At 75.6% G+C, this 16,311-nt stretch carries 9 protein-coding genes; 7 read left to right on the top strand and 2 right to left on the bottom strand.

The features are described from left to right. Positions 1-542: 542 nt before the first annotated feature. The 4 genes from ACFXGN_RS11765 to moeZ all read left to right on the top strand — a co-directional run bounded on the left by ACFXGN_RS11765 (position 543) and on the right by moeZ (position 4,841). Positions 543-1,724, top strand: coding sequence for a hypothetical protein (locus ACFXGN_RS11765; protein WP_384856721.1), 1,182 nt, complete (start codon positions 543-545; stop codon positions 1,722-1,724). 178 nt (positions 1,725-1,902) lie between these two features. Further along, complete coding sequence (locus ACFXGN_RS11760) at positions 1,903-2,874, top strand: NAD-dependent epimerase/dehydratase family protein (protein ID WP_384856718.1); 972 nt, start codon at positions 1,903-1,905, stop codon at positions 2,872-2,874. Further along, positions 2,862-3,599, top strand: coding sequence for a spherulation-specific family 4 protein (locus ACFXGN_RS11755; protein ID WP_384856715.1), 738 nt, complete (start codon positions 2,862-2,864; stop codon positions 3,597-3,599). The genes ACFXGN_RS11760 and ACFXGN_RS11755 overlap by 13 nt, the downstream gene beginning before the upstream one ends. A 63-nt stretch (positions 3,600-3,662) precedes the next feature. Further along, the gene (gene moeZ / locus ACFXGN_RS11750; protein ID WP_384856713.1) at positions 3,663-4,841 is read left to right on the top strand and encodes an adenylyltransferase/sulfurtransferase MoeZ; all 1,179 of its coding nucleotides are present in this window, start codon (positions 3,663-3,665) and stop codon (positions 4,839-4,841) included. A 178-nt stretch (positions 4,842-5,019) separates the two neighbouring features. Here the strand turns inward: moeZ and ACFXGN_RS11745 are convergent, their stop codons facing one another. Both ACFXGN_RS11745 and ACFXGN_RS11740 read right to left on the bottom strand, forming a co-directional pair. Next, positions 5,020-6,597: an alpha/beta hydrolase gene (locus tag ACFXGN_RS11745; protein ID WP_384856710.1), complete on the bottom strand. Its 1,578-nt coding sequence runs from the start codon at positions 6,595-6,597 to the stop codon at positions 5,020-5,022. A gap of 350 nt (positions 6,598-6,947) precedes the next feature. After that, positions 6,948-9,593, bottom strand: coding sequence for a YbhN family protein (locus ACFXGN_RS11740; protein ID WP_384856707.1), 2,646 nt, complete (start codon positions 9,591-9,593; stop codon positions 6,948-6,950). Between the two features lie 180 nt (positions 9,594-9,773). Between ACFXGN_RS11740 and ACFXGN_RS11735 the strand changes: the two genes are divergently transcribed. From ACFXGN_RS11735 to ACFXGN_RS11725, 3 genes are all read left to right on the top strand, one after another. Continuing rightward, complete coding sequence (locus tag ACFXGN_RS11735; protein WP_366440184.1) at positions 9,774-10,139, top strand: MGMT family protein; 366 nt, start codon at positions 9,774-9,776, stop codon at positions 10,137-10,139. Between the two features lie 473 nt (positions 10,140-10,612). Then, a complete protein-coding gene (locus tag ACFXGN_RS11730; protein ID WP_384856703.1) occupies positions 10,613-14,554 on the top strand; it encodes a UvrD-helicase domain-containing protein in 3,942 nt (1,313 codons plus the stop codon). Positions 14,555-14,773: 219 nt separating this feature from the next. Continuing rightward, positions 14,774-15,586, top strand: a complete 813-nt coding sequence (locus tag ACFXGN_RS11725; RefSeq protein WP_384856701.1) for a hypothetical protein — start codon at positions 14,774-14,776, stop codon at positions 15,584-15,586. Positions 15,587-16,311 lie beyond the last annotated feature (725 nt).

Here is a 16,311-nt window from a genome sequence, read left to right as displayed (position 1 = left end):
CCGAGGACCGGTCCGGGCCTGGCCTCCGGCCTGGGCCGACCGCCGTTGCGGACCCGACCGCACCCGCGCACCCGGCCGCCGCCGCGACCCCGACCGCACCCGCGCCCCCGGCCGTCGTCGCGCGCTGGGCCGATGCCGCGCCCGCGCTCCCCGGAGGTTCGTCCGCGCGGGGCCCCTGGCCCGAACCGACCGGCTCCCCCCGTCCGGCCGATACCGGGTCCCCGTACCCCGCCGAGGGCCGGTCCTGGCCTGGCCTCCGGCCTGGGCCGACCGCCGCCGAGCCTCCGGCCGCTGCCGCGCCCCCGACCACACCCGCGCCCCCGGCCACACCCGCGTACCCGGCCGCCGCCGTCCCCGCGCCCCCGGCCGACAGTTCGCGCGCGCCGGGTCACCGACCCGCGACGGCCCCGCCCGCGCACTCGGCCGACATCCCGCCCTCGCCCCCGCCTCCCACCGACGTCCCGTCTGCGCCCGGTCACCGGCCCGGCCCGGCCGTCCGCCCCGACCCGGCCCCGTCCGGGCGTCCCGCCGCCGTCGATCCCGTGCCCGCCGTCGCTCCTCCGTCCGCCGACGAGTCTCCGTCCGCCGACGGGCCCCCGTCCGCGCCCGGTCACCGGCCCGACGCGGACGGGTCCGCCCGGCCCTCCGACGTACCGCCCGCGCGTCCCGCGACACCGGCGCCCGCCCGCCCCCGGCAGGGCCCCGCCGATCCCGTCAAGGTGCTGCTGCACCGGCAGCGGGAGCTCTGCGCGCGGGCCGTCGACCCCCTGGAGATCGCCGCCGGACTCGAAGCGCAGGGCTTCACCGACCGCACCGCCGCCCGGTTCCGGCACCGTGACGTGTTCGCCCTCGCCGAAGAGCTGTACGCACGCGTGCCCCGGAGCGACGAACCGCCCGCACCCCCCGCGCCCGAGCCTCCCCGCCCCGACGCCTGGCTTCTCCGGGCCCTCGCGCCCGGCGCAGCCGCCGCCCTCACCTGCACCGGCCTCGCCCTCACCGACGGCCCCGCCCGCACCGCGACCGGCGCCGCCGGAGCCCTGCTGCTCGCCGGAGCCCTCCTCCTCGCCGCCCGGCGCGGCCCCTTCCGCGCCCCCGAAGGCCACACCGTCCCCGCCGCCCGCCTCTGGACCCTCTGGCTCCTCGCGTACGCGGTCGGCGGCGACGGCCTCCTCACCGCGACCCTCAGCGGCGGACCCGACGGCCCCTGGGACCTCAGCACCGGCCCCCTCCTGGGACTCGCCCTCGCCGTCGTCCCCGCCGCCTGGTGCGCCCGCCTCTTCGCGGACCGGGCCCGCCGCCGCGTCACCCGCAGCCGGGGCCTCGCCGACTTCGCCGCGGGCATCCGCCCGCTGCTCGTCGGCACCCTGACCCTCCCGCTCCTCGCCCTCACCGCCCTCCTCACCCTCACCGGCTTCAGCCCCGGCGCCCTCGCCCTCGGCGCGCTCCTGCTGTTCGCCCGGCTCCTCACCGTGCACGGCCACCCCGGGACGGCCGCCGCCGCCCTCGCCGCCGCCTGCGCCGCCGAGGCCCTCGCCCTCACGAGCGTCCTCGCCTCCCGCCTCCCCCTCCCCGGCTTCGACGCCCTCGCCACCCCGGTGCGCACCGCCGTCGACGCCTGGGGCCCCGGGGCCGTACCCACCCTCGTCTGCGGCGCCGCCGCGCTCGGCCTGCTGGCCCACGCGACCGGCTCCCTCGTCCGGGCCTCGGCCCACGCCACCCGATGACCACCCCACGGAAGGCCCGGCGACCACGGCGACCACCACCCCGCACCACCACCCCCCGCCCCCGCGGAGCCGACGCCGCGGGCGCACCCCGGCACCCCTCTCACCACCCCGCAAGGAGAACGAAGACCATGACCCCTCAATCCCCAGCACCGGCCGGTCGGCACGAAGGGGCCGCACGATGAGGGTGCTACTGCTCGGAGCCAACGGCTTCATCGGCCGCTTCGTCGCCGACCGGCTGCTCGCCGACCCGGCCGTGCACCTCACCGCGCTCGGCCGGGGCGACGACGCCGACGTGCGTTTCGACCTCGCCTCGGGCAGCCCCGGCGCGCTGACCCGCTTCTTCGACGCCGTCCACCCCGGAGTCGTCGTCAACTGCGCGGGCGCCACCCGAGGCGGCGCCCGCGACCTGACCCGGCACAACACCGTCGCCGTCGCCACCATCTGCGAGGCCCTGCGCCGCAGCGGCTGCGGCGCCCGGCTCGTCCAGGTCGGCTGCGCCTCGGAGTACGGCCCCAGCCAGCCGGGCTCCTCGACCGCCGAGGACGCCGTACCGCGCCCCGGCGGCCCCTACGGGGTGTCCAAGCTGGCGGCGACCGAACTCGTCCTCGGCTCCGGGCTCGACGCCGTGGTCCTGCGGGTGTTCTCCCCGGTCGGACCGGGGACGCCCGCCGGTTCCCCGCTCGGACGGCTCGCCGAGGCGATGCGCCGGGCCATGCAGGCGGGCGACGGCGAGCTGAAGCTCAGCGGTCTCGGGGTCCAGCGGGACTTCGTGGACGTCCGCGACGTCGCCAGGGCCGTCCACGCCGCCTCGCTCTCCGCCGCGCAGGGCGTCGTCAACATCGGCACCGGCCGCGCGGTCCGGCTCCGGGACGCCGCCGGGGTCCTCACCCGGGTCGCGGGCTACTCCGGCAACCTGCACGAACTGGACGCCCCGCACGGCGTCCCGCAGCGCCCGATGATCGGCGCCCCCCGCACCGAGGGGACCATCGCCGACCAACTGGCCTCCGCGCCCTACCCGTACCCCGACGGCTGCGGCCCCTGGCAGCAGGCCGACGTGCGGACCGCCCGGGACCGGCTCGGCTGGCGGCCCCGGATCAACCTGGAGGAGTCGCTCGCCGACATCTGGATGGAGGCGGCGTGCCGCATCTGACGGCCACCGGAGCCGTCCAGGCGCTGGGGGTGGGCGTGCCCGGCTACGCCCACCCCCTGCTCGCCCCCGTCGAATGGGGCGAGCTGACCCGCCCGGGGACCCCGCTGCACTGGGCGGTGCTCAACGTCGCGGACGGGCCGGGCAGCCGTCCGGACCCGCACTGCCTGGCCGCGGCGGGACGGTCGCGCAACGCCGGGGTCAGGGTCCTCGGGCACCTGGACGCCGCGTACGGCTCCCGGCGCTTCGGGGAACTGGTCTCGGACGCCCAACGCTTCCTCGACTGGTACCGGGTGGACGGCTTCTACCTGGACCGCTGCCCCTCCGGCCGACCGGACCTGGGCGGGGTGCGGCGGCTCACGGAGACCCTGCGGGCGCTCCTCGGGGGCGCCTCGCACCTCGTCCTCGGGCACGGCACCCACCCGCACCCGGGGTACGCGGAGGCGGCCGACCAACTGGTGACCTTCTCCGGCGCCTGGGCGGACTACCGCTGGTCGCAGGTGGCGGAGTGGACGGCGGAGTACACGGAGGCCACGTTCGTCCACTTCGTGCACGGCATCCCCCGCACCCACCTGGAGGAGGCGCTGCGGATCGCCCGCTGGCAGGGCGCCGGGACCATCTTCTTCACGGACCGGACGGGGCCCCCGGGACAATCCGTCCCATTCCACTCGCTGCCCGGCTACTGGGACGAAATCGTCTCGCGGATCGGACCGGGTGTCTCGGAATGAGAAGGGGCGTGGCAGTGTTACGGGGAGAACAACCGTACTGACATACCGACAACCGGAGCCCCCGTGTCGCTGCCACCCCTGGTCGAGCCGGCTGCCGAGCTCACCGTAGACGAGGTCCGCAGGTACTCCCGCCACCTGATCATCCCGGACGTCGGGATGGACGGGCAGAAGCGGCTGAAGAACGCCAAGGTGCTGTGTGTCGGCGCCGGTGGGCTCGGCTCCCCGGCGCTGATGTACCTGGCCGCCGCCGGCGTGGGCACGCTCGGCATCGTGGAGTTCGACGAGGTCGACGAGTCGAACCTCCAGCGCCAGATCATCCACAGCCAGGCCGACATCGGCCGCTCCAAGGCGGCGTCGGCGCGCGACAGCGTGCTCGGCATCAACCCGTACGTGAAGGTGGTCCTGCACGAGGAGCGGCTGGAAGCCGACAACGTGATGGACATCTTCGGTCAGTACGACCTGATCGTCGACGGCACGGACAACTTCGCCACCCGCTACCTGGTGAACGACGCCTGCGTGCTGCTGAACAAGCCGTACGTCTGGGGCTCGATCTACCGCTTCGACGGCCAGGCGTCCGTCTTCTGGTCCGAGCACGGCCCCTGCTACCGCTGCCTCTACCCGGAGCCCCCGCCGCCGGGCATGGTCCCGTCCTGCTCCGAGGGCGGTGTCCTGGGCGTGCTCTGCGCGTCCATCGGCTCCATCCAGGTCAACGAGGCCATCAAGCTCCTCGCGGGCATCGGCGAGCCCCTCCTCGGCCGTCTGATGATCTACGACGCCCTGGAGATGCAGTACCGCCAGGTGAAGGTCCGCAAGGACCCCGGCTGCGCGGTCTGCGGCGAGAACCCGACCGTCACCGAGCTGATCGACTACGAGGCCTTCTGCGGCGTCGTGTCCGAGGAGGCCCAGGAGGCGGCGCTCGGCTCCACGATCACTCCGAAGCAGCTCAAGGAGTGGATCGACGACGGCGAGAACATCGACATCATCGACGTCCGCGAGCCGAACGAGTACGAGATCGTCTCGATCCCGGGCGCGCGTCTGATCCCGAAGAACGAGTTCCTGATGGGCACCGCCCTCCAGGACCTCCCGCAGGACAAGCGGATCGTCCTGCACTGCAAGACGGGTGTCCGCAGTGCGGAAGTCCTCGCCGTGCTCAAGGCCGCGGGCTTCGCGGACGCCGTGCACGTGGGCGGCGGCGTGATCGGCTGGGTCCACCAGATCGAGCCCGGGAAGCCGGTCTACTAGACCGCGCCCCGGGAGCCGGTCCACCGGCCGGTCCCGCGAAGGGCCCGGACCTCTCCGTGAGGTCCGGGCCCTCCGTCGTCCCCGCGCCGCGCGGGACGGCCCGCCACGAGGAGCGATCCCGTGTCGCGGGGGGACGGCCCGCTACGAGCAATCCCGTGTCGTCGCGCGGGACGGCCCGCTACGACGAGCAGACCGTGTCGGCCGCGGGGACCTTGCCGTCGAGGAGGTAGGCGTCGACCGCCTTCTTCACGCACGCGCTGCCGCTGTTGTAGGCGCCGTGCCCCTCGCCCTCGTACGTCAGTTCCACGCCCACGCCCGGTCCCAGCGCCTTCACCATCGACCGGGCCCCCTCGTACGGCGTCGCCGGGTCACCGGTGTTGCCGACGACCAGGATCGGCGCGGAGCCCGGCGCCGACACGTCCGGGTGCTCCCACGTCCCGGCCACCGGCCACGAGGAGCAGCTCGCCAGGGCCCAGCCCATGAAGTCGCCGAAGACCGGCGACGCCTCGCGGAACTGCGGCAGCCGCTCCTTGGCCTGGCCGAGGGTGTAACGCTCCTTGTAGTCCACGCAGTTGATGGCGGCGTTCGCGGCCTGGATGTTGCTGTACGAGCCGTTCTCGCCGCGCCCGTTCATCGAGTCCGACAGGGCCAGCAGCAGGGCCCCGTCGCCGCCGTCCGCCGCGTCGAGCCCCTGCTCCAGATAGGGCCAGAACTCCTTCGAGTACAGGGACTGCGCGATGCCGTTGGTGGCCTGGGTCTGGGTCAGCTCGCGGTCCCCGATGCCGCGGATCGGCTTCTTGTCGAGGGACGCCAGGAGGTCCGTCACGAAGGACTCGACCTCGGCGACGGACGTACCGGGCAGGGTGCACTTGTCGCCGCGGTCCACACAGTCCTGGGCGAAGTTGTCCAGGGCGAGCTGGAAGCCCTTCGCCTGTCCGAGGGCGCCCGCCTCCACGCCCGCGTCCGGGTCGACGACGGCGTCGAAGACCGCCCGGCCCACGTTCGACGGGAACAGCCGGGCGTAGACGCCGCCGAGTTCGGTGCCGTACGAGATGCCGAAGTAGTGGAGCTTGGCGTCCCCGAGGACCTGCCGCATCAGGTCCATGTCCCGGGCCGCGTTCTCGGTGCCGACGTGCGGCAGGGCCGGGCCCGAGTCCTTCTGGCAGCCGTCCGCGTACTTCTTCTGCGCGTCCGCGAGGGTCTGCTCCTCCGCTGCGTCGTCGGGGGTGAAGTCGAGGGCGTAGTACGCGTCCAGCTCCTTGTCGGTCGCGCATTCGACCGGGTCGCTGCGGCCGACCCCGCGCGGGTCGAAGGAGACCAGGTCGTAGCGCCCGCGCAGGGTCTCGTAGTCCTTGGCGAAGGAGGGCAGCCCGGTGATGCCGGAGCCGCCGGGCCCGCCGAAGTTGAAGACGAGCGAACCGATCCGCCGGTCCTTGTCCCGGGCGCGGGCCCGGATGAGGGCCAGTTCGATCGTCCGACCCTCCGGCGCCGACCAGTCGAGCGGGGTCTGGAGGAAGGAGCACTCCCAGGCGGTGCTCCCGGGCAGCGGAGAGGGCGCGGTTCCGCCGCCCTCGGCGGCCGACGGCGCCGGGCAGGGGTTCCAGGACAGCTTCTGCGAGGTCAGCGCGGACAGTCCGCCGCTGCCGGCCGGATTCGACGGTCCCGCCGCGTTGTCCCCGCCGTCCGAGCAGCCGGTGGCGAGCAGCACGGTGGTGGCGGTGAGCAGGGCGGCGCGCTGGGCGGCGGAGATCGGCATGGGTCCATGGTGGGCCGCCGCCCCCGGACCCGCTCGGGACGGAGGTCCAAGTGGGCGAGGGCGGCGCCGGGGCCCGGCCGGGTGACGCCCGCCCGGCGGTCGGAACCGGTCCGGGTGGTGCCGGGGGTCGGACCGGTCCGGGCGGCGTCCGGGGTGGACACCGGCCCGGGCGGCGTCTGGAGGTGGGCACCGGTCCGGAGGATCAGGCGGTGGGGACCGGTCCGGGTGGGTGTCCAGGGGTGGGGACCGGTCCGGGCGGTGCCGGGGGGTCGGACCGGCCCGGGCGGCGTCTGGAGGTGGGCACCGGTCCGGAGGATCAGGCGGTGGGGACCGGTCCGGGCGGCGTCCGGCTACAGCGCCTCGCGCTTGGTCAGCCAGTTGAAGCAGATCCACCCCGGGAGCACCGGGAGCCAGAGCGTCAGCAGGCGGTACAGCAGCACCGCCGGGGTTGCCACCTCGATCGGCAGGCCCACGGCCACCAGACCGAGGGTGAGCGCGCCCTCGACCGCGCCGATGCCGCCGGGGGTCGGCGCCGCCGAGCCCAGCGCGTTGCCCGCGAGGAAGACGACCGCCACGCTCGCGTAGCTGACCGTCGCCGTCCCGTGCCCGAACGCCCGGATCGAGGCGTCCAGACAGAACACGAAGGTGGCGGTGAGGAGCAGCATCCCGCCGATGCCGGTGAGCAGCTTCATCGGCCGCTGGAGCACGTCCAGCATCCGTGGCACGACGCCCGCGAACAGCGACCGCAGCCGGGTCGAGACGAACTTGCGCATGAACGGGATGGCCGTCACCACCAGGACGAGCACCGCGACCGTCAGAAGACCGGCGATGACCGTCCGCGAGGGGGTGAACGACTGCGACTTCTCCGTCCCCGTCAGATAGCCGAAGGAGAGCAGGAGCAGGATGTGCGCGCCCAGGCCGAAGAGCTGCGAGGCGCCGACACTGGCGACCGCGAGCCCCGGGCGGACCCCCGCCCGCTGGAGGAAACGCGTGTTCAGGGCGACCCCGCCGACCGCCGCCGGAGCGACGATCTTCACGAACGAACCGGCGACCTGCGCCACCACCGTCCGCCGGAACCCGACCCGCTCCGGCACGAAGCCGAGCAGGCTCATCGCCGCCGCCACATAGCTGAGCGCGGAGAACAGCACCGCGGCGGCCACCCACCGCCAGTCGGCCTCGCTGATCGTCGACAGCGGCGTCCGGGCGATCTGGGAGAGCAGGAAGTACGCGGCGACCGCGCCCGCGATCAGACTGAGCAGCGTCTTCGGCTTGATGCGTTCGAGCCGTACGGGTTCCACCGGGGCCTGCGGGCGGATCAGCAGCACCTGCTGCCGGATCTGGGCGAGCAGGTCCTCCTCGCGAGCCTCGTCCAGCGCGGTGTCCAGGGCCCGCTTCTCGGCCTTCTTGTCCGCCTTCTTCTCGGCCTTGGTCTCCGCCTGCACGGTGGTCCCGGTCGTCGTGGCCTCCGCCGCGTGGACCTTGGCCAGCTCCCGCTCGTGCTTGGCCGCCTCCGAGGCGGCGAGCACGGCCTCCCGTTCGCGGGCCGACCGCTCCCGGGCCAGCTTCCGCAGGGTCGCGCGCGTGGCGCGGCTCAGCGCGATCGGCTGGAGCAGCGGCAGACAGTCGGCGACGGTGTCCGGGCCGAGCACCTCGACGGCGGCGGCGACCGCCCGGCCCGCCCCGACCCGCAGCCCGAGGGTGGTGAGCAGCTGCGCGATGTCCATCCGCAGGACCAGATCGCCCGCGGCGATCTCGCCGCCGCGCAGATCGGTGAGGATCACCCGGCCGGCACGGTCCACCAGGATCGCGTCCCCGGTGAGCCTGCGGTGGGCGATCCGGCGCGACTGGAGCGCCCGCACCTGCCGGAAGGTGCTGTGGACCAGGTCGTCGGTGATCTCGTCGTCGTCGAGCGAGTCCAGGCTGCGCCCGCCGGTGTGCTCGTACACGAGCATCACGGCGTCCGGACCCAGCTCCGAGGTGGCGATCAGCTTCGGCGCGTTCGCCCCGGCGGCGATGGCCGCGTACGCGAGGAGCGCCTCCTGCTCCAGGGCCTGGCGCAGCGAGACGATCGAGCGGCGGGTGGTGATCGTGCGCAGGCTGATCCGCTGCCACGCGCGGTAGAAGAAGCCGTGCGCCTGCTGTTCCCGGTCGACGACGGTGACGTCGAGCGGGGGGCCGTCCTCCAGGGTCACGATGTAGCGGCGGCCCCGGTCGCCGTTGTCGGCGGAGTCGGTCGTCCCTTCGGAGCGCAGCGCCGTCACGGGCCGGAAGCCGACCCGGCGCAGCCCCGCGAGGAGGGTCTGTCCGGTGGGCCGGACGTTGGGGGAGCCGACCGCGTAGAGCGTGCCGTACGCCACGGTCCAGCCGATCAGGACGGTCAGGATGATGGAGAGGGCGGTGGTGTACCCGGCCACCAGCATGGTGAAGGCGTCGAGCAGCAGCACCGCCCAGAGCAGGACCCGCCAGCGGGGTCTGCGGGCCATGCCGACGGCGGTCATGTACGCGATGACCGGCGCCAGGTAGTTGTGCACCGGGTCGGTGAGTCCGCCGCCGGACTGCGGCTGGGTCAGCGCGTCCTGGATGGTGCCGGGCGCCGACTGGGCGACCCACAGATCGGTGGCGAGGGTCACGCCGTGCGCGAGGACGGCGGCGAGGACGCCGTCCGCGATCCGCAGCCCGTCCCGTTTGATGAGCCGTTCGATGGCGAAGGCGACGGGGACGAGCAGGACGGCGATGGAGGAGACCAGACCGGCGATCTTGACGAAGACGTCGGGCGCGCCGACGGCTCCCTTGTTGATGTCCTCCTCGAGACCGGAGGTCGTCGCGTGGGCGAACGCGGCGACGGCGATGACGAGCCCGATCGCGAGCAGACCGGCCAGCAGCCGCATCAGGTCGGAGGGCCGGTGGACGCGGGCGGCGAGCAGCGGCTCGTCGCCGGAGACCCGCTCGGACACGTCGGACCGGTCCTCCTCCGGAGGCTGAGTCTCCTGGCCCATCACCCTGTCCGTCTCTGCATGTGCGTCGTGTCGGCCTTGTTCATCCGCGCGTACGCGTTCGTGCACTCGTTCGTGTACTTGTCGCTCTTGATCTCGTATCACCAGTCACCGCCCGCACGATGGTGGCATGAAGAGCCGCTGCGCGGAGGCATCAGGGCCATGTCGGTGGGGTGAGGCAGGATGGGGCGGATGAGCATGGAGGAACCCGTGGGGGAGACCGGAGAACTGCCCGAGTACGCGGAACGGGTGCTCGACGTCGCCGACGGCATCCCGCCCGGCCGGGTGATGACCTACGGGGACGTCGCCGAATGGCTGGGCGAGGGCGGGCCCCGGCAGGTCGGCCGGGTCATGGCCCTGTACGGCGGGACGGCCCCCTGGTGGCGGGTGGTCCGCGCGGACGGCACCCTGCTCCCCGGGCACGAACTGCGGGCCCTCGGCCACTACCGCGAGGAGGGCACCCCGCTGCGCGGGGCGGGCCCGGCGGCCGAGGGGCACGTGCCGAGGATCGACATGCGGCGGGCCCGCTGGGACGGAACTCACACCTGAGCACCCCGGCCGGGCGCCCGCACGGCGCCCCGGCCACGGCGTCGGCACCCCGGACCACGGACCGCACCTCGTCGGCGGCCCGTTTCGCGTACCGTCGAGGTTCGCGTCCTCCGGGACGACGCCCGTGCCCGCCGGGGCGGTCCGCGCGTCCGCCGGGGTGGGCCGTACGTCTGTCAGGGCGGGCCGCGTGCCCGCCGGGGCGGTCCGCGCGTCCGCCGCGGCGGGCCGTGCGTCCGTCACGGTGGTCGACGCGTCCGTCACGGTGGTCCGTACGTCCACCGGGGCGGGCCGTGGGCCCGTCGTCGTGGTCCGTACGTCCTCCCGGGCGGTCGGCACGTCCTCCGGGACGGCCTCCGCGGCTGCCGGGACGGTCCGTCCGTCCCCCGGGGCGGCGGGCCGGTGGACGCGACGGCCGACCGGGGCGGACGACCGCCTCACCCGCACCACCACTCCCACCAGGACCGGCGACCCACGTGAGTACCTCCTCGACCACCCGGCGCGTACCGCCGTACCAGGGACAGCCGTACCCGGGGCCGGGACGGCAGCGGACCCCGGGCGCGTACCGACTGGTGCGCACCACGCCGGCTCCGAAGGATCCCCCTCAGCTGGACGCAGCCCAGCGCGAAGTGGTTGACCACACCGCCGGACCGCTCCTCGTCCTCGCCGGGCCCGGCACCGGCAAGACGACCACGCTGGTCGAGGCCGTCGCCGCCCGGGTGGAGGGCGGCGCCGACCCCGAACGCCTCCTCGTCCTCACCTTCAGCCGCAAGGCCGCCGTCGAACTCCGCGACCGCATGGCCGCCCGGCTCGGCGGCCGACGCCCGCCGCAGGCCACCACCTTCCACTCGTACTGCTACGCCCTGATCCGCGCCCACCAGGACGCCGAACTCTTCGCCGAACCGCTCCGGCTGCTCTCGGGACCCGAGCAGGACCTCGCGGTGCGCGAGCTGCTCGCCGGGCACATCGACCTGGAGAGGGCCGGACTCGGCAGCATCCGCTGGCCCGACGAACTCCGCGCCTGCCTCACCACCCGGGGCTTCGCCGACGAGGTCCGGGCGGTCCTCGCCCGCTCCCGCGAACTGGGCCTCGGGCCCGACGCCCTCGGCCGCTTCGCCGAGCGCGTCGGCCGCCCCGACTGGAAGGCCGCCGCCGGGTTCCTCGCCGAGTACCTCGACGTCCTCGACCTCCAGGGCGTCCTCGACTACACGGAGCTGGTGCACCGGGCCGTCCTGCTCGCCGGGACCGTCGCACTGCCCGCGTACGACGCCGTGTACGTCGACGAGTACCAGGACACCGACCCGGCCCAGGTCCGGCTGCTGCACGCGCTCGCGGGCGCCGGGCGCCGGACGGTCGTCGCCTTCGGCGACCCGGACCAGTCGATCTACGCCTTCCGGGGCGCCGACGTGAACGGCATCCTGGACTTCCCCGAGTCCTTCGGCGCCGGTGGTCCGGAGGGCGTCCGCGTCCTGCGCACCGCGCGCCGCTCCGGGGCCGCCCTGCTCGGCGCCACCCGGCAGCTCGCCCAGCGGATGCCGCTGCACCGGCTCCCCGCCGACAAGGTCCGCGCCCACCGGGACCTCGCGCCGGTCCGGGACGGCGGCCGGGCGGAGGCGTACACCTACCCCACGGCGTCGGCCGAGGCCGAGAACATCGCCGACCTGCTGCGCCGCGCCCATCTGGAGGACGGCGTTCCCTGGCAGGACATGGCCGTCCTCACCCGCGCCGCCGCCGCCCTCCCGTCCCTGCGCCGCGCGCTGACCTCGGCGGGCGTCCCCGTCGAGACGGACGCGGCGGACACCCCCCTCCGCCACGAACCGGCCGTCGCCCCCCTGCTCCTCGCCCTGCGCGCGGTGGCGACGTCGGACCCCACGGGCTCCCGGCCGGGCCCCGGAGAAGCCCCCGTGAGCCCGGACCCTGAGGGCGCCACGGGCTCCGCCGGGGCCGAGGGCGGCGGTACGGGCTCCGCCACGGGGCCGGACTCTTCCGGCACCGAAGACGGCGGTACGGGCTCCGCCGGGCGCCCGGGTTCCCCCGGCGACGCGGTTCCTCCCGGCGCCGAGCGGGACGGCGACGGTACGGCCACGGGTACGGCCACCGGAACGGTCGGCCCGGCGGCCACCGGGGCAGCCGGAGACACCACGGGGTCCGGCACGGCCGGTTCCGACACCACGGGATCCGGCACGGCCGGTTCCGACACCACCGGGTCCGGCACGGCCGGTTCCGACACCATCAGCTCCGATACGGCCGGTTCCGACGGCCCGGCATCCCCCGGGGCCCCGGGAGGCCCGGTCCTCGACGGCGGTCCCGCCGGACCGGACGGCGGCCCGGTCCCCGGCGGAAGTGTGGATTCCGATGCCGGTCGGGTCCCGGACGCCGGAACACCGGCCGCCTCCGCCGGGACCGTCCCGCCGGGCGGCCCCGGCGTGCCCGACGACACCGCTGGGCCGGACGACACCGCCGTGCCCGACGACATCACCGGGCCGGGCCACCCCGTCGCACCCGGCGGCGCCCCCGGGCCCGGCGACACGGGCGGTACCGCCGGGTGGCTCCCCGTCGAGACCGCGCTCGAACTGCTCGCCTCGCCGCTCGCCGGAGTGGACCCCGCCGACCTCCGGCGGCTCGGGCGGGCCCTCAGGGACGAGGAGCGGGCCGCGGGGAACAAGGTTCCGCCGCCCTCCGACGTCCTGCTCGCCCGAGCCCTCGCCGAGCCCGAGCGGCTCGTCGCGCACGACCCCTCCTACGCGCGGGGCGCCCAGCGCCTCGGCGACCTGCTGCGCCGCGCCCGTACCCTCCTGGACGGCGGCGGCACCGCCGAGGAGGCCCTGTGGGTGCTGTGGAACAACACCCCCTGGCCCGGCCGCCTGGAACGCGCCGCCCTCCGCGGCGGACCCGCGGGCCGCAACGCCGACCGCGACCTCGACGCCGTCTGCGCCCTCTTCGAGACCGCCGCCCGCGCCGAGGAGCGCGTCGGCGGCCGGGGCGTCCTCAACTTCCTCGAAGAGCTCGACGCCCAGGACATCGCCGCCGACACCCTCACCCGCCGCCACACCCGCCCCGACGCCGTCCGGCTGATGACCGCCCACCGGTCCAAGGGCCTCGAATGGCACCTGGTGGTCGTCGCCGGGGTCCAGGAGGGCCTCTGGCCCGACCTGCGCCGCAGGGGCTCCCTCCTGGAGGCCGACCGCATCGGCCGCGACGGACTCGCCGAACCCCTCACCCCCGGCGCCCTCCTCGCCGAGGAACGCCGTCTCTTCTACGTCGCCGCCACGCGCGCGCGCGACCGGCTCGTCGTCACCGCCGTGAAGGCCGCCGCCGAGGACGGCGACCAGCCCTCCCGGTTCCTCACCGAGCTGGGCGCCGAACCCAAGGACGTCCCCGGCCGCCCCCGCCGCCCCCTCGCCGTCTCCGCCCTCGTCGCCGAACTGCGCGCCACCACCGTCGACCCGGCGGCCTCGCCCGCGCTCCGCGACGCCGCCGCCGCCCGGCTCGCGGAGCTGGCCGCGCTCACCGACGACGACGGCCAGCCCCTGGTCCCGGCCGCCCACCCGGACCGCTGGTGGGGCCTGACCGAGCAGACCCGCGCCCCGGCCCCGCTGCGCGACCGCGACCAGCCGGTGGCCCTGTCACCCAGCTCCCTGGAGAACCTGGTCACCACCTGTTCCCTCCAGTGGTTCCTGGGCCGCGAGGTGAAGGCCGACGCCCCCGCCACGGCCGCCCAGGGCTTCGGCAACGTCGTCCACGTCCTCGCCGACGAGGTGGCCTCCGGCCGCACCCCCGCCGACCTCGACGTCCTCATGGCCCGCCTGGACTCCGTCTGGGACGCCCTAGCCTTCGACGCGCCCTGGAAGTCGGCGCAGGAGAAGGCCCACGCGCGCGCGGCCCTCGAACGCTTCCTGAGCTGGCACGTCATGGACCGGGGCGGCCGTACCCCCGCCGCCTCCGAGCACGGCTTCGACGTGACCCTGGCGGCGGGGGAGTACGAGGTCCGCATCCGCGGCTCCATGGACCGCGTCGAGACCGACGAGCAGGGCCGCGCGTACGTCGTCGACTTCAAGACCGGCAAGTCCGCCCCGACCCGCGACGAGGTCGCCCACCACCCACAGCTCGCCGTCTACCAGCTCGCCGTCCGCGAGGGCGCGCTCGACGGGGTCCTCGACGGGCGGCGGCCCGCACCGGGCGGCGCCGAACTCGTCCAGCTGCGCCAGGGCGCCCCGAAGAAGGAGGGCGGCGACGCCCTGCCGAAGGTCCAGGCACAGGAGCCGCTCGCCGGGGAGTGGGTCGGCGACCTCCTCGCCCACGCGGCGGGCCGGGTCCTCGACGAACGCTTCACGCCCACCACCGGACAGCACTGCGCGACCTGCTCCTTCCGGGCCTCGTGCAGCGCCCGCCCGGAGGGCCGCCAGGTCGTCGACTGACCCGGGCGGGCTTCCCGTACGGTACGACCGGCCTCGCCGGGCACCTCGTACGGGTACGACCGGCCCGCCGTGCGGCCGTGCCGCCGCCGGACGACGGGCGGGGCCCGCCCGCGTCCGTCGTCCGGGCCCGCGTCCGTCGCCCGGGCATCCGGGTCGCGGGCCCGGACGCCCCGGGAGACCCTGGTGGACAGTGCTCGGGGAAACCGCGAGGAGGCTCGCATGGCGTCCCACCGAAAGCTCCGCGCCGCCGCCGTCGTCTGCGCCGTCGCCGTCCTGACGGGTCCCGCACCCGTGGCGGCCTGGGCGGCGACGGGCGGCGCACCGGCCGCCGCACCGACGGCGGTGGCCCCGTCGCCCGACCCGTTCGCGGGGCTCACCGCCGACCAGATCGGCGACCGGGCGGTCACCGCGACGCAGTCGGCGACCTCGCTGCGGATGACCGGCCGGCTCGTCACCGGCGGTCAGCCGCTCGACATCGACTTCGCCGTCGACGACCACGACGAGTGCACCGGCACGATGAGGGTCGGGGGAGGCACCGCCGAACTCCGCAAGCTCGACGGGATCACCTATCTGAAGGGCGACGGGGCCTTCTGGCGCACCTCCATGACCTCGCAGGGGATGCCACCGGCCCAGATCGACGCCACGATCGAACTGGTCAAGGGCCGCTGGCTGAAGATCACCCCCGGTCAGCAGGGCAGCGCCGACCTCGGCGGGGTCTGCGACCTGAAGGGGCTCCTCGCGGACCTCGGCAAGGGCGGGGCGGAACGCCAGGGCCTGACCCGGGGGCCCGACGCCGTGGTCGGCGGCACCCCCGTCGCCACCCTGGTGAAGAAGAACCCGGGCGGGGGGACCACCACCGTCTCCGTGTCCCGCGAGGGCCGGCCGTACATCCTGAAGACGGTGAAGACGGGCGGCGCGGAGCCCGGCACGCTGGTGCTCTCCGCCTACGACCAGCCCGTGAAGGTGGTCGTCCCGCCCGCCTCCGAGACCGTGGACCTGGCGAAACTGGGCCAGGGCGGCACCTCAGCCTGACCCCGCCCCGAGGGAGCCGAGCGGGCCGGAGCCGGGCGGGTCGGACCCGGGCCGGTCGGACCCGATCCTGGCGGCCCCGGTCAGGGTGGACCGGGCGGACCGGACCTGGACCAGGAGGCTGCCCGCGCGGCTCCGGCCTGGCTCGGCCCGCCCGTCCTGGCCCGGTGGCCCGGCCCGTTCAGGTCCGCCGCCGACATCCGCACCGCACCGGTCCGAGCCGGGTCCTGTGAGGCCGCGCCCGGCCCCGCCGCTACGGCCCTGGGCCCGCCCTCGGGCCGTCCCGTCCTGCCCCGGACCGGAGGCTGCCCGCGCGGCTCCGGCCCGGCTCGGTCCGGCGGCCCCGGCCTGGCTCGGCCCGCCCACCCTGGCCCGGTGGCCCGGCCCGTCCAGGTCCGCCGCCGACATCCGTACCGGTCCGAGTCGGGTCCTGAGGTCCCGGGCCCGCCCCGCCCCGCCCCGGACCGGGCCCGGGTCAGCCCCGGTCCTGGGCGACACCTGACACCCCCACCGCGCCGAGCGGCGGACCGGAGCCAGTCCGACCCCGGTCCGCGCCCGCCCGCCGGGGCGCCGGGGTGCCGGACGCCACCCAGCACATCGCCCCTCGCTCCCGTACCGGCGCGGGAGCCCGGGAAGCGGCAACCGCCCGCCGAGTCCGGCGGGCGGTTCCGCGCGGAGGCGCCGAGGGCCCCGCAGCCGCCCCGGGCGCAGGCGTACCAGCAGCCGCA

The organism is Streptomyces sp. NPDC059247, from assembly GCF_042754005.1.
Lineage (GTDB): Bacteria > Actinomycetota > Actinomycetes > Streptomycetales > Streptomycetaceae > Streptomyces.
Note: the sequence above shows the minus strand (reverse complement) of the source record. Positions and strands in the feature narration are given on the sequence as shown.